Origin of the sequence: Arthrobacter sp. PvP023 (assembly GCF_017832975.1) — a bacterium.
Taxonomy (GTDB): domain Bacteria; phylum Actinomycetota; class Actinomycetes; order Actinomycetales; family Micrococcaceae; genus Arthrobacter.
The window spans coordinates 1,679,427-1,701,917 of record NZ_JAFIBI010000001.1 but is presented as its reverse complement, the minus strand read 5'-3'; the positions used below and the strand labels follow the sequence as shown (position 1 = coordinate 1,701,917).

Genomic DNA, 22,491 nt, shown 5'->3' with positions numbered 1-22,491 from the left:
GGCTCCTATCGCTTGTTCTTGCCAGTACGACGGCGACGAACAATAAGCTTGTCGCTCTCTTTGTTGGGACGGCGGGTGCGACCTTCGCGCTTACCGTTGGGGTTGACGGGGTGACGTCCACCGGACGTCTTACCCTCGCCACCACCGTGCGGGTGGTCAACCGGGTTCATCGCGACACCACGGACGGTCGGGCGAACGCCCTTCCAGCGCATGCGGCCGGCCTTGCCCCAGTTGATGTTCGACTGCTCGGCGTTGCCGACCTCGCCGATCGTTGCGCGGCAGCGCACGTCAACGTTGCGGATTTCGCCGGAAGGCAGACGCAGCTGGGCGAAGCGGCCTTCCTTGGCAACGAGCTGGATCGATGCGCCGGCGGAGCGGCCCATCTTGGCGCCGCCACCCGGACGCAGTTCAACTGCGTGGATAACGGTACCCACCGGGATGTTGCGCAGGGGCAGGTTGTTGCCAGGCTTGATATCAGCGTTGGCACCGGCCTCTACGAAGTCACCCTGGGACAGCTTGTTCGGGGCGATGATGTAACGCTTGGTGCCATCAACGTAGTGCAGGAGGGCGATGCGAGCCGTACGGTTCGGATCGTACTCAATTTCGGCAACGCGGGCGTCAACGCCGTCTTTGTCGTGGCGACGGAAGTCGATCAGACGGTACTGGCGCTTGTGGCCACCACCCTTGTGACGGGTCGTGATCTTACCGGTGTTGTTACGGCCGCCCTTTTTGGGCAGCGGACGTACCAACGACTTTTCCGGCGTCGACCGCGTGATTTCAGTGAAGTCCGCTACGCTCGAGCCGCGACGGCCCGGGGTAGTCGGCTTATATTTACGGATTCCCATAATTCATTTCCTCGTTAAAGTGGTCTCCGCTACGCGAGCGGACCGCCGAAGATGTCGATCGTGCCTTCTTTGAGGGTCACAATCGCACGCTTGGTGTTCTTGCGGGTTCCCCAGCCGAATTTGGTGCGCTTACGCTTACCGGCACGGTTGATGGTGTTGATCGATTCGACCTTGACGGAGAAAATCTTCTCCACGGCCAGCTTGATCTCGGTCTTGTTCGAGCGGGGGTCCACCAGGAAGGTGTACTTTCCCTCATCGATCAGGCCGTAGCTCTTTTCCGATACGACGGGTGCAAGCACGACGTCGCGCGGGTCCTTGATGGTGGCTGCGCTCACTTGGCATCCTCCTCGTTCTTTGCCTTGGCGGCAACGAATGCCTCGTAGGCAGCCTTGGTGAAGACTACGTCGTCAGAGACGAGCACGTCGTAGGTGTTCAGCTGGTCTGCGTACAGAACGTGAACATCTGCGAGGTTGCGCACGGACAGTGCGGCAACATCGTTGGCGCGCTCGATGACAACGAGCAGGTTCTTGCGCTCGGAAACTCCGCGCAGCGTTGCCAGTGCTTCCCTGGCGGACGGCTTGGTGCCGGCTACCAGTTCAGCGACAACGTGGATGCGGCCGTTGCGGGCGCGGTCAGACAGTGCGCCGCGAAGTGCAGCAGCAATCATCTTCTTGGGGGTCCGCTGGCTGTAGTCGCGCGGGGTCGGGCCGTGGACAACGCCACCACCGGTCATGTGAGGAGCGCGGATTGAACCCTGACGGGCGCGGCCGGTGCCCTTCTGCTTGAACGGCTTGCGGCCTGCACCGGAAACTTCAGCGCGGGTCTTGGTCTTGTGGGTACCCTGGCGAGCAGCAGCGAGCTGTGCAACGACGACCTGGTGCAGCAGCGGCACGTTGGTCTGTACGTCGAAGATCTCTGCAGGCAGGTCAACCTTGACAGTGCTAGTCATTGAACTAGGCTCCCTTCACGGCGGTGCGTACGAGGACGACCTGGCCGCGGGCACCGGGAACGGCGCCCTTGATGAGGAGCAGCGACTTCTCGACGTCAACTGCGTGAACCGTGAGGTTCAGCGTGGTGTGACGAACGGCGCCCATGCGGCCGGCCATTTTCATGCCCTTGAAGACGCGGCTCGGGGTGGATGCGCCACCGATTGAACCGGGCTTACGGTGGTTCTTGTGTGCACCGTGGGAAGCACCAACGCCGTGGAAGCCGTGACGCTTCATAACACCGGCGAAGCCCTTACCCTTGGTGGTGCCAACGACGTCGATCTTCTGGCCGGCTTCGAAGACCTCAACAGAGAGCTCCTGGCCCAGCTCGTACTCGGCAGCATCTGCGGTACGGAGTTCGACAACGTGGCGGCGAGGCGTGACGCCTGCCTTTTCAAAGTGACCAGCCAGCGGCTTGGTGACCTTGCGGGGATCGATCTGGCCGTAGCCGATCTGAACGGCGACGTAGCCATCAACGTCTGCATTGCGCAGCTGGGTGATGACGTTTGAGTCAGCCTGGACAACAGTGACGGGGATGAGCTTGTTGTTCTCGTCCCAGACCTGGGTCATGCCGAGCTTCGTGCCCAGCAGGCCCTTTACGTTACGGGTTGCGGTCATAGTCTCTCAGCACCTCCCTACAGCTTGATTTCGATGTTCACGTCAGCCGGCAGGTCGAGACGCATAAGCGAGTCAACAGCCTTCGGCGTGGGGTCGATGATGTCGATCAGACGCTTGTGCGTGCGCATTTCAAAGTGCTCGCGGCTGTCCTTGTACTTGTGCGGAGAGCGGATAACGCAGTACACGTTCTTCTCCGTCGGCAGCGGCACGGGGCCGACTACCGTTGCGCCTGCGCGCGTGACCGTCTCAACGATCTTCCGTGCTGAAACGTCAATGACCTCGTGGTCGTATGACTTCAGCCGGATGCGGATTTTTTGTCCCGCCATGTCGCCTGACTCTCTTTCAGTCTGTGCTTCCCCTGTTTGGGGCTGCCCTGTTTACTTACGCGTTGTGCGGCTGCCGAAGCATTTGAAGTCGTAACTACCACCCGCCGCACAAGCTGAATCCGGAAGAATCCGGGTTCCTCAACCTGCCGGCGTAACCGACCCCCGCGGTCGGGCGTGTCGCGCTGTGCACGCGTACTCGTCCGCAATTCCATGGGGAGTGGGTTATGTTTGGTCTCCTACCTGGACCCTGACACCCGGCATTATCCGGATCGGGACGCGAAGGAGCGCTTGAACAACTCATCTAGTATGCCGGATTTTGCAGGCAGAAGCGAATCAGGATATGCCGGGCCCCTTCAGCACCCGGAGATAGCGGGTCATTGCCTTCAGCAACAGTCGAATGGATGATAGGGGCATGACTGTGCAGAACTCTGCGGCGTTGCAGAGCCTGGCCGAGCGGCTGGACCCGGAGTTCGTCCTGGGTGTGGCCGCCGCCGCGTTCCAGATCGAAGGATCCCTCAAGGCTGACGGGCGCGGCCCGTCCGGCTGGGACGCCTTCGCCGAGAAACCTGGCAGCATCATGGACGGGCACTCCCCTGCCATCGCCTGCGACCATTACAACCGTTCCGGCGAAGATGTGGCCCTGATGCGCGAACTCGGCGTGGACTCCTACCGGTTCTCCATTTCCTGGCCCCGCATCCAGCCAGACGGCCGCGGCTCTTTCAATAATCAGGGCCTTGATTTCTACGACCGGCTGATCGACCAGCTGCTCGACGCCGGCATCTCACCGATGGCCACGCTGTACCACTGGGACACTCCCCTGCCGCTCGAACACGGCGGCGGCTGGCTGAACCGCTCCACCGCGGAACGCTTCGCCGAATACTGCGCAGCAGCCGGAGAACGGTTCGGGGACCGCGTGGCGCAATGGGTCACACTGAACGAGCCGGTGTCGGTGACACTGAACGGATATGCACTGGGCGTCCATGCCCCAGGCCACAATCTCCTCTTCAACGCCCTGCCGTCAATTCACCATCAACTGCTGGGGCACGGACTCGCCGTCCAGGCCTTGCGAGCCGCGGGCGTCACCGGGGCCATCGGCGTCACCAACCTGCACTCCCCTGTCCGGCCGGCAACCGGCAAGCCTGGCGACAGGATGGTGGCGCGAATCTTCGATATTTTGATGAACCGCGTCTACGCGGACCCCGTTCTGCTGGGCCGTTACCCGAAGCTGCCGCTGGTGGCCCGGCCATGGTTCCGCTCCATGGGCAAGATCTCCGACGCCGACCTCAGGACCATCCACCAGCCGCTGGACTTCTACGGGCTCAATTACTACTACCCCGTGAAAGTAGCCATGGGCCGGGGGCCCGTGAGCATACCGGCAAACAATTCGGCCGCGCTGGCCCAGTTGCCATTCCACGAAGTGGGCTATCCGGAGTACGAAACCACCGGCTTCGGCTGGCCTGTGGCCCCCAAACACATCGGCATCCTGCTCCGCGAAATGAAGGACCGCTACGGGGATGCTTTGCCGCCGCTGTACATCACTGAGAGCGGAGCGAGCTTCCCGGAGCCGGAGCATGTGACCGGTCCGATTGCCGACTCCAACAGAATCGAGTACCTCGCCAGCCACCTGGGCCATGCGCTGGCGGCCACGTCACCCGGCGGCCTGGCCGAGGACGTGAAACTCCTGGGCTACTACGTGTGGACGCTTCTGGACAACTTTGAGTGGGCCGCTGGGTACTCGCAGCGTTTCGGCCTGATCCACGTGGACTTTGACACGCTGGAACGGACACCCAAGGAGTCCTTCTATTGGCTCCAGGCGCTGATCCGGGCCCGGAAAGCCTAAGCCCGGACCTACTGGTTCTTGTTGGCGCGGTTGATGCGCTTGGCGCGTTCGATCTCCTGGCGGAAGTGCTTCTTCGCCCAGAAGACGCCGACGACGACCGCAGCGGCAACCAAGAGGAAAATTAACCATTCCATGTTGCTGTCCTTTCGTTGTCAGCAACCTTACCAAGGCATCAGGAAGAACGATCCTGCCGCCCGTCGGGCGTCGGCTGCGGTTCGGGCAGGGACGCCGCATCAGCCGGCGCCACAGGCTTGGCACGCGACAGCTTCCACAAGGCAAAGACGATGAGCCCGACGGCGATCAGCGCCAGCAGGGCGAACGTGTAGGACCGAAGGGCCCACATCAGGCACAGCGAAACACCGGCGGCGCCCCACCAGACGAACATCCGCTCACCGATGAGCAGCCCGGACAGCAGGAGCGCCGCGTGCAGTGCCAGGATCCACAGCTGCTGGCCGCCGGATCCGCCAAAGAGAATCCCCACGCCGCTCAGCCCGAGCAGGGCAGCGCCCGAAGCCAGCAGGATGCGCCCTGCCCTCCCGGATCCGATGGTATAGCGGGCCGCGGCCATGGTCGCGGCTAGCAGCACGTACCACTGCACCGCCCAGAACGGGGACTGGAGGTGGCCCTCCGTGACAAGTAGTGCACGCTGTACGGCAACCGTCACGACGAATGTGCCAATTTCGGCGGCCAGCCACCGCATCCCGACCGGAACTTCCCGGACGATCACGGCCACTGTCGCGGCCACCAGCAGGGACGCCGTCAGGGAGGTTGCGTCGCGCACCAGCCCGGCCAGGGCGGGCACGGCCAGGCCAAGCGCACCCGCGCACACCAGTGTCCGGCGTCGCACTCCGTCCTGGGCACTGAACGCGAAGCTGACCCCGTAGAGGACCGCGGCGGCCAGCCCGCAGCCGGCCAGCCATGGCAGGTAGGCTCCCCATACGCCCGGAGTGCCGCGAAACACGGTTTCGGCAATATGCGTGGCCCCGGTCAGGACGAGTGCTGCGGAAGGCGGGTACAACAGCGGCAGGCGTTCCACGTGCGAGGCAGTGAACCCGGTGGCGGCCAGGACCAGAAGTGCGGCACCCGTGATCCAGTCCGCTGCCTGGGCGGCGGTCAGCATGGCGGCGACTGCAGGAACAGCAGCGCCGGTCAGCCAGAACCAGCGGTCCACCGCGGCCACTTGCTGCCCCTCGCGGCGCCGTCCTCGTAGAAGTCCGAAAGCGTTGAACGCGAGCGACACGGCAAGCAATGCCAGCGGAACGCCGGCCCGGCTGAGAAGTGGCGCTTCGAGGAAGGTTCCGGGCCCGAAGTGCAACGCCGGTCCCGCCGCGACAATGCCGAACAGCGCTGCATACACACTCAGGTACAGCGCACCGCGTGCCGCGAACAGCCGATGGGCAGCGACCGCACCAAGCAACAGCAGAAGCAGTTCCGCCAGGACGACGCCGCGCCCGCCTTCGGCTGCGGACACAGCGGACGCACCGCCCCCCTGGACGAGATACAGCGCCGGCAGAAGCGCCTGCGCCGCCAAAGTAAGCCACACTGCGGCATCCTGGAACGGCACCTGCTCCAGACGGTGCCGCATGAACCAGCGGACCACGTGTTGGAAAGCCAGCACTCCTGCGAAGGTCAGCGACACTGCCGTCGCCGACGCCGTGACATCGTAGCTAAAGGCAATTGCCAAGGCGGCAGTTAGTATGCGCGCCGAAGCAAAGTACGCGCCCTTGGCCTGCCGCGGTTCCGCCGCGACAACCATGACCGCGCTGTAAACAGCGAAGATTCCGAGCAGGAGCTCCACATCGGGCAAAATCCCGGCACTGCAGACCAGCAGGACGGCCAGCATGGACGGCGCGAAGGCTGAGGCCGCGGGCAGGTCGCGGAATACGTAGCCGGACGCGGCGGCACTGAGTGCCATGACGGTGATGGTCACGGTTCTCTGCCAGTCCGCTGCGCCGCCGAGGGCCGCTTCGGGCAGGATTACACCCAGCGCCAGCGTGGCGGTTTGCAGCACCAGGACCAGTGCGACGTCGGCTACCACGGCGTCCGGGGCACGGTCGCGGACTGCGGCCCCGAGCGGGAAAACGAGCTGGACTCCCAGGGCAAAGATCAGGACCGTGGGCAGCGAGATGTCATCTCCGGCAATGACCAACGGTCCGGACTGCTCCTGAAGGTCGCCGTAGGCCAGCGCCAGCAGCAGGGTTGCCGCTCCCCGCGTCATCCACCAGTAAGCCCAACGCCGGCTGATCGCAGCGGAGCGAAGCGCCGACGATCCCAGGTAAAGAACCACCAGCACAAGAAAGCCATTGGCGAGGCCTGGAGAGACCCCGGAGTAGGCCGTTATGACGGCGGTCAGCGCTATTGCCAGCGGCAGCCACTCCACTACCCCAGGTTGCCAGGTCGCGCCCGCAGCGGCCCTCGGAAACAGGAGGGCCCCGGCCGCCAGCGAAGCCAGCAACTGGACCACCAGGGCTACCGCCGAAAGCACGTTGCCCGACGTGGAATCCGTGAGGGGCAAGGCCATAAGGCAAAGGGCGCCCGCGGCGGTAAACCCGGCAAGGGTGGGCACAGGCACCAGCGCCGCGGCACCCGCCCGTTCCGCCACGGCCGAAGTCACCTGTTGGACCACAAGGCTGAGCGAGAGTGCGAAGACAGCCGCAGCAAGCGCTTCGTGGCTTCCCTCCATCACCGCCGTCACCAAAGCAGGAACGGCGAAGGTTGCGGCTACGCGCGCGGCAACGATAAAGTGCCGGCGCAGCCCCGGGCGGGATGGCATCGAGCGAACCGCCCAGAAGAGTGTCGCTGCCGCAAGCAGATTGAAGGCCAGCCAAGGGCCGAGCTGGAAAGTGGCGACGAGGCCGGTTGCCAGAGCTGCCGGAGGCGCCCATTCAGCGGCTCCCCCGGCTCTAACCGCGGTGTACATGCCAGTAGCGGTGCCGGCAAGAACCGCCCAGAGCAGCAAGTGCTCCGTGCTACCGGAAACCCGCATGACCATGATGATGACCAGCACCAGCTGCCCGCCAAGCGTAACGAACGAGTCGGCGGTCCAGTGCTGCCTGCCTGCCCGGGCCGGACTCCATCGCTGGAGAGGCGCTGCCGCCGCGATTACGGCCGCCGACTGAAGGGCAAGCAGGAATGCGCCCGCGAAAAGGGCCCAGACGAAACTGCCGGAGAGGTGCCACGCCCAGGCCGACGCCGCGACGGTCAGCGCGAGGCGCGCGCCGTAGATTTTCGCGAGTCGTTGCCCGGCTGCGGGCACCACAGCCGCCACGGCGAAATAGGCTCCGCAGAGCGCCATGATCAAGGCAAGCTCACCGCGCTCCAAACGCAACGGAAGAAGCATCGCCGCGAGGGCGACGGCAGGAACAACGAAGGGGTCGAGAGACATGATGGGACGCAGGAACAGAGGAGTAACCCAGCCGGGCTTCACTAGTGTCACCGCCGTCGCGGCCACGGCAACGCCGATCATGGCCGCGAAGTACCAGACGAGCGGAGCACCGAGCACGGAGACACCTGACCACGCCGTGGAGACCACGAAGGTGAGCGACAGATATGCAAGGACCCTGCTGTCCAGCCTGACGGCGGCAACCACGTACGCCAGCGTTCCAACGAGCGACGTGAGGAGCCACGCCAGCGGTGCGTCCTGCACGGCAAAGTTATACATCGCCAGGCCGGACACGGGGACCAGCGCCAGCCCGGTACCCGCGAACGCTACGGCGGCCGGCCGCAGCCTCGGAGCCTTGGCATGGATTGCCAGTCCGGCACCATAAAAGAGCACCGTGATGAGGCAAACTCCTGCGAAACGCAGCACGGCAGGGAGGCTGGTCCCCACAAAGAGCGCACCAGCCGCAACAAGCAACAGGCTCGCTACATAAAGCGTGACGTTGATGTTCTGGCGTTCGCGCCTCTCCTTGCGGGCCTGCAGTTCCTCCGCGGACTCCGCAACGAGTGGCTCATCAGTAGCCGGCCCAGGAGCCGGAGGGGCGGCAAGTCCTCTCGGGGTGACCGCGGCGTCGGAAGGCTGGCGCGGGGACAGCTCGCCGGCCTGAAACGAGGGCCGCGGGGACAGATCCACAGAGTCCGCATTAGGCGCTTCCGCTGCCGCGGGGCGGCTGGCCCAGGCTGTCCCGCGGACATTTGCAGCAGCGGCGGGAAGCCCCGCACCGGGTGTGCGCTGAACAGAGGCCGCGGTTGCGCAGTCGTTCCACCCCTGGACGTGCCCAGCCATGAAGCCGCTTCGGTAAGCCTCGGCGTTAGCGTCCCTGAGCTCTCGGATGGAGCGCCGGGAGGAGACCAACAGAACGGTGGCAATGATGAACAGAAACGTCATGAGGGCAGACCACATCAAGGTATTCCTCTCGGTGTCATTGCCGCCAAATGGACCCGGTATTTTATCCAGCGACTGGACTAACTCTAGCAAAAAAACAGCCCCGCTGCGTAGAAACGCAGCGGGGCTGTTGATAAGTATCAGAGGTCCGTTAGCCGGCTCCCTGATCCTTGATCGTCAAGTACTACTTGATGATCTTGGTGACACGTCCCGAACCAACGGTGCGGCCGCCTTCGCGGATTGCGAAGCCGAGGCCCTCTTCCATAGCGATCGGCTGGATGAGCGCAACGGTCATCTCAGTGTTGTCGCCGGGCATAACCATTTCCGTGCCTTCCGGCAGGGTGATAACGCCGGTTACGTCCGTGGTGCGGAAGTAGAACTGCGGGCGGTAGTTGGAGTAGAACGGGTTGTGACGTCCGCCTTCGTCCTTGGAGAGGATGTAGACGTTAGCCTCGAAGTCGGTGTGCGGGGTGATGGAACCCGGCTTGACGACAACCTGGCCACGCTCTACGTCATCACGCTTCAGACCGCGGAGCAGCAGGCCACAGTTCTCGCCGGCCCATGCTTCGTCGAGCTGCTTGTGGAACATCTCGATACCGGTAACCGTGGTCTTCTGGACCGGACGGATGCCGACGATCTCGACCTCAGAGTTGATCGCGAGGGTTCCACGCTCGGCGCGGCCCGTAACAACGGTGCCACGGCCGGTGATCGTGAAGACGTCTTCGATCGGCATCAGGAACGGCTTGTCGCGGTCACGTACGGGGTCCGGAACGGACTCGTCGACAGCAGCCATCAGGTCCTCAACGGACTTGACCCACTCCGGGTCGCCTTCCAGAGCCTTCAGGCCCGAAACGCGAACGACCGGTGCTTCGTCGCCATCGAAGCCCTGCGAGCTCAGGAGCTCACGAACTTCCATTTCAACGAGGTCGAGGAGTTCCTCGTCGTCGACCATGTCAGCCTTGTTCAGTGCCACCAGCAGGTAGGGAACACCAACCTGGCGGGCGAGCAGAACGTGCTCGCGAGTCTGTGCCATCGGGCCGTCAGTGGCGGCAACCACGAGGATTGCACCGTCCATCTGGGCAGCGCCGGTGATCATGTTCTTGATGTAGTCAGCGTGACCCGGAGCGTCTACGTGTGCGTAGTGGCGCTTCTCGGTCTGGTACTCAACGTGGGAGATGTTGATGGTAATGCCGCGCTGACGCTCTTCGGGAGCAGAGTCAATCGACGCGAAGTCACGCTTCTCGTTGAGAGTCGGGTACTTGTCGTACAGCACCTTGGAAATGGCGGCCGTCAACGTCGTCTTACCGTGGTCAACGTGACCAATGGTACCGATGTTAACGTGCGGCTTAGTCCGCTCGAACTTTGCCTTTGCCACAGGTTCCTCCTAGAACGTTTTCAAATGACTTACCCTTCAGCTGCGCTTGTCGCGGCCGAAACTTCAGTAAGTCTACTTGGGGGGCTTTGGATTGGTGAAATTGCAGATTCAGGAACTAATACTAGTCCCTCGAGCCTGTTCGTGCAGATGGCCGGAGCCCGGCTTGACCGGACTGCATCTAACCGGGAACCGGCCACCTGCACCGGGTGAGTTTCCGAAATCGGAAATACACCCAAGTTTGTCGCTTTGAAAGTCCGGTGGACTACTCGCCGCGGTTCTTCTGGATGATCTCGTCGGCGACAGCCTTCGGGACCTCGGCGTAGCTGTTGAACGTCATGGAGTAAACAGCACGGCCCTGGGTCTTGGAACGCAGGTCACCGATGTAGCCGAACATGCCGGACAGCGGGACGTGTGCGCGGATTACCTTGACGCCCTGGGCATCCTCCATGGACTGCATCTGGCCACGGCGGGAGTTGAGGTCACCGATAACTTCACCCATGTATTCCTCAGGGGTGCGGACCTCAACATCCATCAGCGGTTCAAGCAGAACAGGGTTCGCCTTGCGTGCAGCTTCCTTGAAAGCCATACGGCCGGCGATCTTGAACGCCATTTCCGAGGAGTCAACATCGTGGTACGCGCCGTCAATCAGCGTGGCCTTGATGCCGACAACCGGGTAGCCGGCCAGGACGCCGTCGTTCAGTGCATCCTGGATACCGGCGTCGACCGACGGGATGTATTCGCGCGGAACGCGGCCACCGGTGACCTTGTTCTCGAACTCGTACAGCTCGCCTTCAGCGGTGTCCAGCGGCTCGATCGCAATCTGGATCTTTGCGAACTGGCCGGAACCACCGGTCTGCTTCTTGTGCGTGTAGTCGTGACGCTCTACAGCGCGCTTGATGGTTTCGCGGTAAGCAACCTGCGGCTTGCCAACGTTTGCCTCGACCTTGAATTCGCGGCGCATGCGGTCCACCAGGATGTCTAGGTGGAGCTCGCCCATGCCGGCGATGATGGTCTGACCGGTGTCTTCGTTGAGGGAGACCTGGAAGGTCGGGTCCTCAGCGGAGAGCTTCTGGATGGCCGTGGAGAGCTTCTCCTGGTCACCCTTGGTGTTCGGCTCGATGGCAACCGAGATCACGGGCTCCGGGAAGCTCATGGACTCGAGGACGATCTGGTTGGCGGAATCGCACAGGGTGTCACCCGTGGTGGTGTCCTTCAGACCGATGGCTGCGTAGATGTGGCCGGCGGTAGCGCCCTCAACAGGCATTTCCTTGTTGGCGTGCATCTGGAACAGCTTGCCGATGCGCTCTTTCTTGCCCTTGGTGGAGTTAACCACCTGGGCGCCTGCTTCCACGTGACCGGAGTACACGCGGATGAAGGTCAGCTGGCCGAAGAAGGGGTGCGCGGCGATCTTGAAGGCCAGTGCGGAGAACGGCTCTTCAGAAGACGGCTTACGAGTCAGTTCCTTCTCTTCGTCGCGAGGATCGTGACCGATCATCGGGGGGACGTCGAGCGGGTTCGGCAGGTAGTCGACAACCGCATCCAGCATCGGCTGAACGCCACGGTTCTTGAACGCGGAACCGCAGAAGACCGGGTAGATCTCGGAGTTGATCGTCATCTTGCGGATGCCGGCCTTGAGCTCGTCGATGGAGATCTCTTCGCCCTCAAGGTACTTCTCCATGAGTTCTTCGGAGGACTCTGCAACGGTCTCAACGAGCGTTGCGCGGTACTCGTCAGCCTTCTCCTGGAGGTCAGCCGGGATCTCGCGGATCTCGTACTTGGCACCCATGGTGACGTCACCCTTGGCATCGCCGGGCCACACCAGTGCGCGCATGTAGAGCAGGTCGACGACGCCGATGAAGTCGTTCTCGGCACCGATCGGCAGCTGCATAACAAGCGGCTTCGCACCAAGGCGGCTGATGATGGTGTCCACGGTGAAGTAGAAGTCAGCGCCCAGCTTGTCCATCTTGTTGACGAAGCAAATACGCGGAACGTTGTACTTGTCAGCCTGGCGCCACACAGTCTCAGACTGCGGCTCCACGCCTTCCTTGCCGTCGAACACGGCAACTGCACCGTCGAGGACGCGCAGGGACCGCTCAACCTCGACCGTGAAGTCCACGTGGCCGGGGGTGTCGATGATGTTGATCTGGTTGTTCTCCCAGAAGCAGGTCACGGCGGCAGACGTGATGGTGATGCCGCGTTCCTTTTCCTGTTCCATCCAGTCGGTGGTCGAAGCGCCGTCGTGCGTTTCGCCGATCTTGTGGTTCACACCTGTGTAGAACAGAATGCGCTCGGTGGTGGTGGTCTTGCCGGCATCAATGTGGGCCATGATGCCGATATTGCGGACCTTACTAAGGTCGGTAAGCACGTCCTGTGCCACGGTGTCTCCCTTTCGGATGGACTACACGTTCGCCGCCGGCTCGTCAGAGCCGGCGGCGTCCGGGAAGTATTACCAGCGGTAGTGTGCGAAGGCCTTGTTGGACTCGGCCATCTTGTGGGTGTCTTCGCGACGCTTCACAGCGGCACCGAGACCGTTCGAGGCATCCAGGATTTCGTTCTGGAGACGCTCGGTCATCGTCTTTTCGCGGCGGGCCTTGGAGTAGCCGACCAGCCAGCGGAGGGCGAGGGCCGTGGAGCGGCCCGGCTTGACCTCAACCGGAACCTGGTAGGTTGCGCCACCGACGCGGCGTGAGCGGACCTCGAGGGAAGGCTTGACGTTGTCCATGGCCTTCTTGAGGGCTGCTACAGGGTCGCCGCCGGACTTTGCGCGGGCGCCTTCAAGGGCACCGTAAACGATGCGCTCAGCGGTGGACTTCTTGCCGTCTACCAGCACCTTGTTGATCAGCTGGGTGACCAGCGGGGAGCCGTAAACGGGATCTAGTACTAGCGGCCGCTTGGGGGCCGGACCCTTGCGAGGCATATTACTTCTTCTCCATCTTTGCGCCGTAGCGGCTGCGGGCCTGCTTACGGTTCTTCACACCCTGGGTATCGAGGGCGCCACGGACGATCTTGTAACGGACACCCGGGAGGTCCTTCACACGACCGCCACGGACGAGCACAATGGAGTGCTCCTGGAGGTTGTGGCCTACACCGGGGATGTAAGCGGTAACCTCAACGCCACCGTTAAGGCGCACACGTGCAACCTTACGCAGAGCCGAGTTCGGCTTCTTCGGGGTGGTGGTGTAGACGCGGGTGCAAACACCGCGGCGCATCGGGCTGCCCTTAAGCGCGGGAGCCTTGGTCTTTGAGACCTTAGGCGTGCGGCCCTTACGGACCAACTGGTTAATCGTAGGCACTCTCGTGTTCTCCGTTTTATCCGGAGCGGCCGCTGACAGCCGCTCTCCTTTTGCTTTGCCCCGCCGCCCGAGCTTTGAAGAATCTCCAGAGCAGCTGAGGCGAAGCCTTAATAGTCGGATCGCAGACCGGGACCCAGACTTACGTCATGATCGGTCCCTAGGCATGCAAAAATGTGGCATACGTTGCACAAGAACCCTGCAAACCGGAAACGTCGCTCTGGCTTTGCCTTTCAGCTCAGCCGGCGCTCTCATCCACTGCCACAATAACAATTGGTATCCAGTCTAACATGGACGGCCGTCAAGCCTTAATCGGGCCAACGGAAAGGCCCCGCCACCGCTCCGTTGTTCAAAACAGAGAGGTGGCGGGGCCCGACGCCGAACTAACGGTTAGCGGAAGTCGCTGCCGAGATCGTAGTCATCCAGCGGGATGGCGTGGAACTCAGGAGCTCCGTCGCCGCCCAGGGTGTCGTAGGAGAAGTCGCTGAATGCGCTGGGACCTGTGAACAGGTTTGCCTTTGCTTCTTCAGTCGGCTCCACCGTGACCTCCGTGTAGCGCGGGAGACCCGTGCCGGCCGGGATGAGCTTACCGATGATGACGTTTTCCTTGAGGCCGAGCAGCGGGTCGCTCTTGCCTTCCATGGCCGCCTGCGTGAGGACGCGGGTGGTCTCCTGGAAGGAAGCTGCCGACAGCCAGGACTCGGTCGCCAGGGATGCCTTGGTGATGCCCATGAGCTCGGGACGTCCGGAAGCCGGAGTCTTGCCCTCGGACACAACGCGACGGTTGGCGTCTTCGAAGCGGCTGCGCTCGGCGAGTTCGCCGGGGAGCAGGTCGGATTCACCCGACTCGATGACCGTGACGCGTCGCAGCATCTGGCGAACGATAACCTCGACGTGCTTGTCGTGGATACCGATGCCCTGGCTGCGGTACACGCCCTGGACCTCGTCCACCAGGAACTTCTGTGCAGCACGGGGACCCATGATGCGAAGAACCTGCTTGGGGTCGACCGGACCGTTGATGAGCTTCTGGCCCACCGCGACGTGCTGGCCGTCTTCAATCAGGAGGCGTGAGCGGCGAAGGACCGGGTAGGCGATCTCTTCGCTGCCGTCATCCGGAGTAATGACGAGGCGCATCTGGCGCTCGGACTCTTCGATGGTGATGCGGCCGGCTGCTTCTGCAATCGGTGCGACACCCTTCGGAGTACGGGCTTCGAAGAGCTCCTGGATACGGGGCAGACCCTGGGTGATGTCGTCGCCGCCGCTGGCGGAAACAGCACCACCGGTGTGGAACGTACGCATGGTCAGCTGGGTACCGGGCTCACCGATGGACTGTGCGGCGATGATGCCCACCGCCTCACCGATGTCCACGGTCTTGCCGGTGGCCAGCGAACGGCCGTAGCACAGGGCGCAGGTGCCGACGCTGGACTCACAGGTGAGTACGGAGCGGACCTTGACCTCGGTGATACCGGCTGCGAACAGTTCGGCAATGACCACGTCGCCGCAGTCGGTGCCGCCGGCAGCCAGGACCTTGCCCTTGGAGTCAACGACATCCACGGCCAGGGTACGGGCGTACGCGCTGTTCTCAACGTTCTCGTCCAGGACCAGCTCGCCGTTGGCGTCAGCCACGGCAATCGGGGTGACGAGGCCGCGTTCGGTGCCGCAGTCCTCTTCACGGACGATGACGTCCTGCGAGACGTCCACCAGACGACGGGTCAGGTAACCCGAGTTGGCGGTACGCAGGGCGGTGTCAGCCAGACCCTTACGGGCACCGTGCGTCGCGATGAAGTATTCCAGCACGGACAGGCCCTCGCGGTAGGAGGACTTGATCGGACGCGGGATGATCTCACCCTTAGGGTTGGCCACCAGGCCACGGATACCCGCGATCTGACGGACCTGCATCCAGTTACCACGTGCGCCGGAGGACACCATGCGGTTGATGGTGTTCATCGGCGACAGGTTGTCGCGCATGACCTGCGCGATCTCGTTCGTTGCCTTGTTCCAGATCTCGATCAGTTCCTGGCGACGCTCGTCGTCGTCGATCAGGCCCTTGTCGTACTGGCCCTGGATCTTGGCGGCGCGCTCTTCGTAACCGGCAAGGATGACCGGCTTCTCAACCGGGACCTCGATGTCGGAGATGGCGACCGTGACGCCTGAGCGGGTGGCCCAGTAGAAACCGGCATCCTTCAGGTTGTCCAGCGTTGCCGCGGTGACAACCTTCGGGTAGCGCTCGGCGAGGTCGTTGACGATGCGGGACAGTTCGCCCTTGTCGGCAACAGCCTCAACCCACGGGTAGTCCTCGGGCAGGGTCTGGTTGAAGATGACCTGGCCCAGGGAGGTCTGGACGAGCGCGGTCTGACCCGGCTCCCAGCCTTCCGGAGCTTCCCAGCCGGCGTAAGGGACAAAGCCCTCAAGACGGATCTTTACCTGGGAGTTCAGGTGCAGCTCGTGCAGGTCGAACGCCATGATGGCTTCCGAAACCGAGGAGAAGATCCGGCCTTCGCCAGCTGAACCGACACGCTTGGTGGTCAGGTGGTAGAGGCCGATGATCATATCCTGCGAAGGAAGGGTCACCGGGCGGCCGTCAGACGGCTTCAGGATGTTGTTCGAGGACAGCATCAGGATGCGTGCTTCAGCCTGGGCTTCGGGGCTCAGCGGCAGGTGGACTGCCATCTGGTCGCCGTCGAAGTCAGCGTTGAAGGCGCCACAAACCAGCGGGTGCAGCTGGATTGCCTTGCCTTCAACAAGCTGGGGCTCGAACGCCTGGATGCCGAGGCGGTGCAGGGTAGGTGCACGGTTCAGCAGCACAGGGTGCTCGGTGATGATCTCTTCGAGAACGTCCCAGACCTGCGGACGGTAACGCTCAACCATGCGCTTGGCCGACTTGATGTTCTGGGCGTGGTTGAGGTCAACCAGGCGCTTCATCACGAACGGCTTGAAGAGCTCCAGAGCCATCTGCTTGGGCAGGCCACACTGGTGCAGCTTCAGCTGCGGGCCGACAACGATGACCGAACGGCCGGAGTAGTCAACGCGCTTGCCGAGCAGGTTCTGGCGGAAACGACCCTGCTTGCCCTTGAGCATGTCGCTCAGGGACTTCAGCGGACGGTTGCCCGGACCCGTAACCGGACGGCCACGACGGCCGTTGTCGAAGAGGCTGTCAACAGCTTCCTGAAGCATGCGCTTCTCGTTGTTGACGATGATCTCCGGAGCACCGAGGTCAAGCAGGCGCTTGAGGCGGTTGTTGCGGTTGATCACACGGCGGTAGAGGTCGTTGAGGTCGGAGGTCGCGAAGCGGCCACCGTCCAACTGGACCATCGGGCGCAGTTCCGGCGGGATCACCGGGACGGCGTCCAGCACCATGCCGAGCGGGCTGTTGTTGGTGGTCAGGAACGCGTTGACCACCTTCAGGCGCTTCAGGGCACGGGTCTTGCGCTGGCCCTTGCCGTTGGCAATGATGTCGCGCAGGAGGTCCGACTCGGCCTGCATGTCGAAGTTCTCAAGACGCTTCTTGATGGCTTCGGCACCCATGGAGCCTTCGAAGTACATGCCGTAGCGGTCACGCAGTTCGCGGTAGAGGCCTTCATCGCCTTCGAGGTCTGCGACCTTGAGGTTCTTGAAGCGGTCCCAGACCTGCTCGAGGCGCTCGATGTCGGCGTCGGCACGCTTACGCACATTGGCCATCTGACGGTCCGCGGAGTCGCGGGCCTTCTTCTTGTCGGCAGCCTTGGCGCCTTCGCCTTCGAGACGGGCAAGCTCGTTCTCAAGGTCGCGGGCGATCGTGGCGATGTCGGAGTCGCGGTTGTCAACCAGCTGCTTCTTCTCGATGTCGTGCTCAACCTGCAGGTTGGGCAGTTCCTCGTGGCGGCTGTCGGTGTCGACGCTCGTGATCATGTAGGCAGCGAAGTAGATGACCTTCTCAAGGTCCTTCGGTGCCAGGTCAAGGAGGTAGCCCAGGCGGGACGGAACACCCTTGAAGTACCAGATGTGCGTTACGGGCGCAGCCAGTTCGATGTGGCCCATGCGCTCACGGCGGACCTTGGCACGGGTGACCTCAACGCCACACCGCTCGCAGATGATGCCCTTGAAGCGCACGCGCTTGTACTTGCCGCAGTAGCATTCCCAGTCGCGGGACGGGCCGAAGATCTTCTCGCAGAAGAGGCCGTCCTTCTCGGGCTTGAGCGTGCGGTAGTTGATGGTTTCCGGCTTCTTAACCTCGCCGTAAGACCAGCCACGGATGTCTTCCGCGGTGGCGAGGCCGATCTGCATGAGGCCGAAGGAGGATTCGCTGGACATATGGTCCCTGTTCTCTCTTGTTCTCTAAATTCTGAAGTCTTGGGTTACGGGAAGAGGGAGGTGGTTTACCGGGAAAAGACAGCGCGGGTGGTGCGCTGCTTTTCCCGGTAAACCCCCTCTTAGACCTCTTCTACGGAACTGGGCTCTGCACGAGACAGATCGATGCCCAGTTCTTCCGCAGCCGTGAAGACTGCGTCATCAGAGTCACGCATTTCAATTGTGGTTCCGTCCGTGGAAAGCACTTCCACGTTCAGGCACAGCGACTGCATTTCCTTGATCAAGACCTTGAAGGACTCAGGAACGCCCGGCTCCGGGATGTTCTCGCCCTTGACGATGGCTTCGTAGACCTTCACACGACCATGGATGTCATCCGACTTGATCGTGAGGAGTTCCTGGAGCGTGTAAGCGGCGCCGTAAGCTTCGAGCGCCCACACTTCCATTTCACCGAAGCGCTGGCCACCGAACTGAGCCTTACCACCCAGCGGCTGCTGCGTGATCATGGAGTACGGGCCGGTGGAGCGCGCGTGGATCTTGTCGTCCACCAGGTGGTGGAGCTTCAGGATGTACATGTAGCCGACCGAGATCGGATCCGGGAACGGCTCGCCTGAGCGGCCGTCGAACAGGCGGGTCTTGCCCGAAGAGTTGATCAGGCGGTCGCCGTCGCGGGTCACGTTGGTGGAGTCGAGCAGGCCCGTGATTTCTTCTTCACGAGCACCGTCGAAGACCGGCGTTGCAACGGTGGTCTGGCCACTCTCGCGCGGCAGGTTCGGCAGCTGCTTGACCCACTCGGGCTCGCCTTCGATCTTCCAACCGGTCTTGGCAACCCAGCCGAGGTGCGTTTCGAGCACCTGGCCGACGTTCATACGGCCCGGAACACCCAGCGGGTTCAGGACGATATCAACAGGGGTGCCGTCGGCAAGGAAGGGCATGTCCTCGATCGGAAGGATCTTGGAGATAACACCCTTGTTGCCGTGACGGCCGGCGAGCTTGTCGCCGTCGGTGATCTTGCGCTTGGCGGCCACGTACACGCGGACCAGCTGGTTGACGCCCGGGGGCAGTTCGTCGTCGTTGTCGCGGTCGAAGACGCGGACGCCGATGACGGTGCCGGACTCGCCGTGCGGAACCTTCAGGGACGTGTCGCGCACTTCGCGGGACTTCTCACCGAAGATGGCGCGCAGCAGGCGCTCTTCCGGGGTCAGTTCGGTTTCACCCTTCGGGGTGACCTTTCCGACCAGGATGTCGCCGGCTTCAACCTCGGCACCGATGTGGATGATGCCGCGCTCGTCCAGGCCTGCCAGGACTTCCTCGGACACGTTGGGGATGTCACGGGTGATTTCCTCGGCACCAAGCTTGGTGTCGCGGGCATCGATCTCGTGCTCCTCGATGTGGATGGAGGAAAGAACGTCCTCGGCAACAATGCGCTGCGAGAGGATGATGGCGTCCTCGAAGTTGTGGCCTTCCCATGACATGAATGCCACGAGCAGGTTCTTACCGAGCGCAAGTTCACCCTGGTCCGTTGCCGGGCCGTCAGCGATGATGCCGCCGACCTCCAGGCGCTGGCCTTCGCTCACCAGGACACGGTGGTTGTAGCAGTTGCCCTGGTTGGAACGCGCGAACTTGTTGATGCGGTAGTTGGTTTCCGTGCCGTCGTCGTTGAGCATGATGACGAGTTCAGCGGACACCTCGGTGACCACACCGGCCTTCTTCGCGATAACGACGTCACCGGCGTCGACTGCAGCGGCGCGCTCCATGCCGGTACCGACGAACGGCGCCTCGGAACGGACCAGCGGCACGGCCTGGCGCTGCATGTTGGCACCCATGAGTGCGCGGTTTGCATCGTCATGCTCGAGGAACGGAATCAGGGCCGTAGCCACGGACACCATCTGGCGCGGGGAAACGTCCATGAACTCGACGTCGGCGGCGGGGACCAGCACGGGCTCGCCTCCACCACCACGGGCGCGGACCAGGACGGTCTCTTCGGCGAACTTCTTGTTCTCGTCCAGCGGAGCGTTGGCCTGAGCAATCAGGACCTCTGCTTCGTCGTCGGCCGTCAGGTACTGGACCTCATCGGACACGACGCCCTCCGATACGAGGCGGTAAGGCGTCTCGATGAAACCGAAGGGGTTGATGCGGCCGTAGGATGCCAGCGAACCGATCAGACCAATGTTCGGGCCTTCAGGGGTTTCAATGGGGCACATACGTCCGTAGTGGGACGGGTGAACGTCTCGGACTTCCATGCCTGCACGGTCACGGGACAGACCACCCGGGCCAAGCGCGGACAGACGGCGCTTGTGGGTCAGACCCGACAGCGGGTTGTTCTGGTCCATGAACTGGGACAGCTGGGAGGTTCCGAAGAACTCCTTGATGGCTGCCACCACCGGGCGGATGTTGATCAGCGTCTGCGGCGTGATGGCTTCGACGTCCTGCGTGGTCATACGCTCGCGGACGACGCGCTCCATACGGGACAGGCCGGTGCGGACCTGGTTCTCGATGAGCTCGCCGACGGCGCGGATGCGGCGGTTGCCGAAGTGGTCGATGTCATCGATTTCGACGCGCAGCTCGTGGTCCTGGCCGTCGCGCTTGCCGGTGAGGGTCTTCTCGCCGGCGTGCAGTGCAACCAGGAACTTGATCATTGCAACGATGTCTTCGACGTGCAGGACCGATGCTTCCTTGTCGCCAAGGGAGCGGTCGATGCCAAGCTTGCGGTTGATCTTGTAACGGCCGACCTTGGCCAGATCGTAGCGCTTGGAGTTGAAGTACAGGTTGTCCAGCAGGGACTGGGCAGCCTCGACGGTGGGCGGCTCGCCCGGTCGCAGCTTCCGGTAGATGTCCAGCAAGGCGTCTTCGCGGGTTTCGGTGGCGTCCTTCTCCAGCGTTGCGCGCATGGAGTCGTACTGGCCGAACTCTTCGAGGATTTGGCCTTCGGTCCAGCCGAGGGCCTTCAGCAGCACCGTGACGGACTGCTTGCGCTTGCGGTCAAGGCGGACGCCGACCTGGTCGCGCTTGTCGATCTCGAGCTCGAACCAGGCACCGCGGGACGGGATGATCTTGGCAGTGAAGATATCCTTGTCGCTGGTCTTGTCAGCGGTGCGCTCGAAGTAGGCGCCCGGGGAACGGACCAGCTGGGAGACAACGACGCGCTCGGTGCCGTTGACTACGAAGGTGCCCTTCTCGGTCATCAGCGGGAAGTCACCCATGAACACGGTCTGCTGCTTGATTTCGCCCGTGTTGTTGTTCATGAACTCGGCTTTAACGTACAGCGGAGCCGAGTACGTAGCGTCCCGGTCCTTGCACTCGGCCATGGTGTATTTGGGATCAGCGAACTCCGGATCGGAGAAGCTCAGGGACATGGTGCCCTGGAAATCCTCGATCGGGGAGATCTCTTCGAAGATGTCAGACAGACCGGAGCTAGTGGCGACGCTGAGGTCGCCTTCTTCGACGGCCTTCGCAACGCGTGCCTGCCAGCGTTCGTTTCCGACCAGCCAGTCGAAGCTGTCCGTTTGCAGGGCAAGCAGATTCGGAACGTCAAGAGGTTCGTGAATCTTTGCGAATGAGAGCCGGCGAGTGGCACCATCGGTGCTGTCGGCATTGATAGCGGTAGCGTTGTTTACATTAGAGGTGCTCGAGGCGACCAAGAGGGATCCTTCCACAGACCTTCAGGCGTTTTCAGATCTCCCCCGTTGCAAGCCCTGCAGAATGACTCCGCAGCGCTACCAGTCCGGTTCCGCTATATGACCCGGGACCCAGGCTGCCCATGGTGTGACACGTCTTTGACGGCACGTTGATGGATCAGCTGCTAGGCATAGCCCACCGCTATATGAAGGCTGAAGGTAAACAGGGAAGACGCAAATATCTACGATACGGCAAAACAGCGTACGTGTCTACCCCACTTCCCCGCTTATTGCAAGCACTGTTGCCGCGGGCACCTAGTTGGTCTGCGCCCCGCCGCGGGCGGGCCGGCACAAGCGCACCGCCACGGGCGGGCAGCCGCAGGCGGACCGCTACAGCGTGAGGGTCACGCCTTCGGCGGTGCAGGCGCCGGCGTTGGCGAACACCGCATCGCGGACCGCGTCCTTGGAAGCCTGCTCCGGCTCGCCGTTCCCGCCAGCTGCTGAATGGTCGATGGCGATGAGGCTCAGTGCAGCAAAAAGGCCCTCGAGGTCTCCGGAGACGGCAGCTTTGGCGTCCTCGGCCTTGAGGTAGATGTCCTCGTAGGCATTGGCGTCGCCGCCCGCAGCCTTGTACTCGGCGTAGAGGGTGTTGAACTTCTCGCAGGCTTCCTTCACGCCCGCACTTCCGGCGTCGGAACTGTCGGAAGACTGCGACGGGGACGCCGGGGACGGCGCGGAAGAGGAGGTGGCGGGGGCCGCCGTCGACGTCGTGCTGTCCGGCGCGGGAGTGGAAACGCTGCAGGCCGTGAGTCCGGCCAGGCCTGCGATGGCCGCGACTGCAAGTATCTTCTTCATTTGAGCTCCTGTTTCCCCACAACGTCTTCCCGGGACGGGCGTATCCGCCATCCACCCTACTCAGCCCTGACCGGCGCCGCACATTCGCCTGATGGGCAGGCCTACCCATCAAGGCAGCGGAATGGAGCCTG

15 protein-coding genes are annotated in these 22,491 nt (G+C 62.7%); 1 reads left to right on the top strand and 14 read right to left on the bottom strand.

Annotation, left to right across the window (positions count from 1 at the left end; genetic code table 11):
* Window positions 1–5: 5 nt before the first annotated feature.
* Genes rplB through rpsJ form a run of 5 tightly spaced genes read right to left on the bottom strand, consistent with a single transcriptional unit; the run spans window position 6 to window position 2,775 of the window.
* Window positions 6–845: a 50S ribosomal protein L2 gene (rplB, locus tag JOE31_RS07805; protein ID WP_104172031.1), complete on the bottom strand. Its 840-nt coding sequence runs from the start codon at window positions 843–845 to the stop codon at window positions 6–8.
* 29 nt (window positions 846–874) lie between these two features.
* Window positions 875–1,180 carry a 50S ribosomal protein L23 gene (rplW, locus tag JOE31_RS07800; RefSeq protein WP_011692807.1) on the bottom strand — a complete coding sequence of 102 codons (306 nt, stop codon included), beginning with the start codon at window positions 1,178–1,180 and terminating at the stop codon, window positions 875–877.
* Window positions 1,177–1,794, bottom strand: a complete 618-nt coding sequence (gene rplD, locus JOE31_RS07795) for a 50S ribosomal protein L4 (RefSeq protein WP_209743104.1) — start codon at window positions 1,792–1,794, stop codon at window positions 1,177–1,179. Before rplD ends, rplW begins: the two co-directional genes overlap by 4 nt.
* 4 nt (window positions 1,795–1,798) lie before the next feature.
* Entirely contained in the window at window positions 1,799–2,449 is a 651-nt protein-coding gene (rplC, locus tag JOE31_RS07790) for a 50S ribosomal protein L3 (RefSeq protein WP_011692809.1), read from the bottom strand.
* A 17-nt stretch (window positions 2,450–2,466) separates the two neighbouring features.
* A complete protein-coding gene (gene rpsJ / locus JOE31_RS07785) occupies window positions 2,467–2,775 on the bottom strand; it encodes a 30S ribosomal protein S10 (protein ID WP_003803825.1) in 309 nt (102 codons plus the stop codon).
* A 412-nt stretch (window positions 2,776–3,187) separates the two neighbouring features.
* Here rpsJ and JOE31_RS07780 point away from each other — a divergent pair, with 412 nt between their 5' ends.
* Window positions 3,188–4,615 carry a GH1 family beta-glucosidase gene (locus JOE31_RS07780; RefSeq protein WP_209743102.1) on the top strand — a complete coding sequence of 476 codons (1,428 nt, stop codon included), beginning with the start codon at window positions 3,188–3,190 and terminating at the stop codon, window positions 4,613–4,615.
* 8 nt (window positions 4,616–4,623) lie between these two features.
* Here JOE31_RS07780 and JOE31_RS21700 read toward each other — a convergent pair whose 3' ends face one another.
* From JOE31_RS21700 to JOE31_RS07740, 9 genes are all read right to left on the bottom strand, one after another.
* Entirely contained in the window at window positions 4,624–4,749 is a 126-nt protein-coding gene (locus JOE31_RS21700) for a hypothetical protein (protein ID WP_280872676.1), read from the bottom strand.
* A gap of 38 nt (window positions 4,750–4,787) precedes the next feature.
* Window positions 4,788–8,942, bottom strand: a complete 4,155-nt coding sequence (locus tag JOE31_RS07775) for a hypothetical protein (RefSeq protein ID WP_209743101.1) — start codon at window positions 8,940–8,942, stop codon at window positions 4,788–4,790.
* Window positions 8,943–9,123: 181 nt separating this feature from the next.
* Window positions 9,124–10,314, bottom strand: a complete 1,191-nt coding sequence (tuf, locus tag JOE31_RS07770; protein WP_003803827.1) for an elongation factor Tu — start codon at window positions 10,312–10,314, stop codon at window positions 9,124–9,126.
* 262 nt (window positions 10,315–10,576) lie between these two features.
* Window positions 10,577–12,691: an elongation factor G gene (fusA, locus tag JOE31_RS07765; protein ID WP_209743099.1), complete on the bottom strand. Its 2,115-nt coding sequence runs from the start codon at window positions 12,689–12,691 to the stop codon at window positions 10,577–10,579.
* Window positions 12,692–12,760: 69 nt separating this feature from the next.
* Window positions 12,761–13,231, bottom strand: coding sequence for a 30S ribosomal protein S7 (gene rpsG, locus JOE31_RS07760; protein WP_026531948.1), 471 nt, complete (start codon window positions 13,229–13,231; stop codon window positions 12,761–12,763).
* A 1-nt stretch (window position 13,232) separates the two neighbouring features.
* Window positions 13,233–13,607: a 30S ribosomal protein S12 gene (rpsL, locus tag JOE31_RS07755; protein WP_009358312.1), complete on the bottom strand. Its 375-nt coding sequence runs from the start codon at window positions 13,605–13,607 to the stop codon at window positions 13,233–13,235.
* 387 nt (window positions 13,608–13,994) lie between these two features.
* On the bottom strand, window positions 13,995–17,894 hold the full coding sequence (locus JOE31_RS07750) for a DNA-directed RNA polymerase subunit beta' (RefSeq protein ID WP_209743097.1): 3,900 nt from the start codon (window positions 17,892–17,894) through the stop codon (window positions 13,995–13,997).
* 119 nt (window positions 17,895–18,013) lie between these two features.
* Entirely contained in the window at window positions 18,014–21,529 is a 3,516-nt protein-coding gene (rpoB, locus tag JOE31_RS07745) for a DNA-directed RNA polymerase subunit beta (protein WP_209743095.1), read from the bottom strand.
* Window positions 21,530–21,895: 366 nt separating this feature from the next.
* The gene (locus tag JOE31_RS07740) at window positions 21,896–22,360 is read right to left on the bottom strand and encodes a hypothetical protein (RefSeq protein WP_209743093.1); all 465 of its coding nucleotides are present in this window, start codon (window positions 22,358–22,360) and stop codon (window positions 21,896–21,898) included.
* Window positions 22,361–22,491 lie beyond the last annotated feature (131 nt).

Coding starts and splice junctions, on each gene's coding strand:
- rplB (WP_104172031.1), bottom strand. CDS start 845: ATGGGAATCCGTAAATATAAGCCGACTACCCCGGGCCGTCGCGGCTCG.
- rplD (WP_209743104.1), bottom strand. CDS start 1,794: ATGACTAGCACTGTCAAGGTTGACCTGCCTGCAGAGATCTTCGACGTA.
- rplC (WP_011692809.1), bottom strand. CDS start 2,449: ATGACCGCAACCCGTAACGTAAAGGGCCTGCTGGGCACGAAGCTCGGC.
- rpsJ (WP_003803825.1), bottom strand. CDS start 2,775: ATGGCGGGACAAAAAATCCGCATCCGGCTGAAGTCATACGACCACGAG.
- JOE31_RS07780 (WP_209743102.1), top strand. CDS start 3,188: ATGACTGTGCAGAACTCTGCGGCGTTGCAGAGCCTGGCCGAGCGGCTG.
- JOE31_RS21700 (WP_280872676.1), bottom strand. CDS start 4,749: ATGGAATGGTTAATTTTCCTCTTGGTTGCCGCTGCGGTCGTCGTCGGC.
- JOE31_RS07775 (WP_209743101.1), bottom strand. CDS start 8,942: ATGACGTTTCTGTTCATCATTGCCACCGTTCTGTTGGTCTCCTCCCGG.
- rpsG (WP_026531948.1), bottom strand. CDS start 13,231: ATGCCTCGCAAGGGTCCGGCCCCCAAGCGGCCGCTAGTACTAGATCCC.
- JOE31_RS07750 (WP_209743097.1), bottom strand. CDS start 17,894: ATGTCCAGCGAATCCTCCTTCGGCCTCATGCAGATCGGCCTCGCCACC.
- JOE31_RS07740 (WP_209743093.1), bottom strand. CDS start 22,360: ATGAAGAAGATACTTGCAGTCGCGGCCATCGCAGGCCTGGCCGGACTC.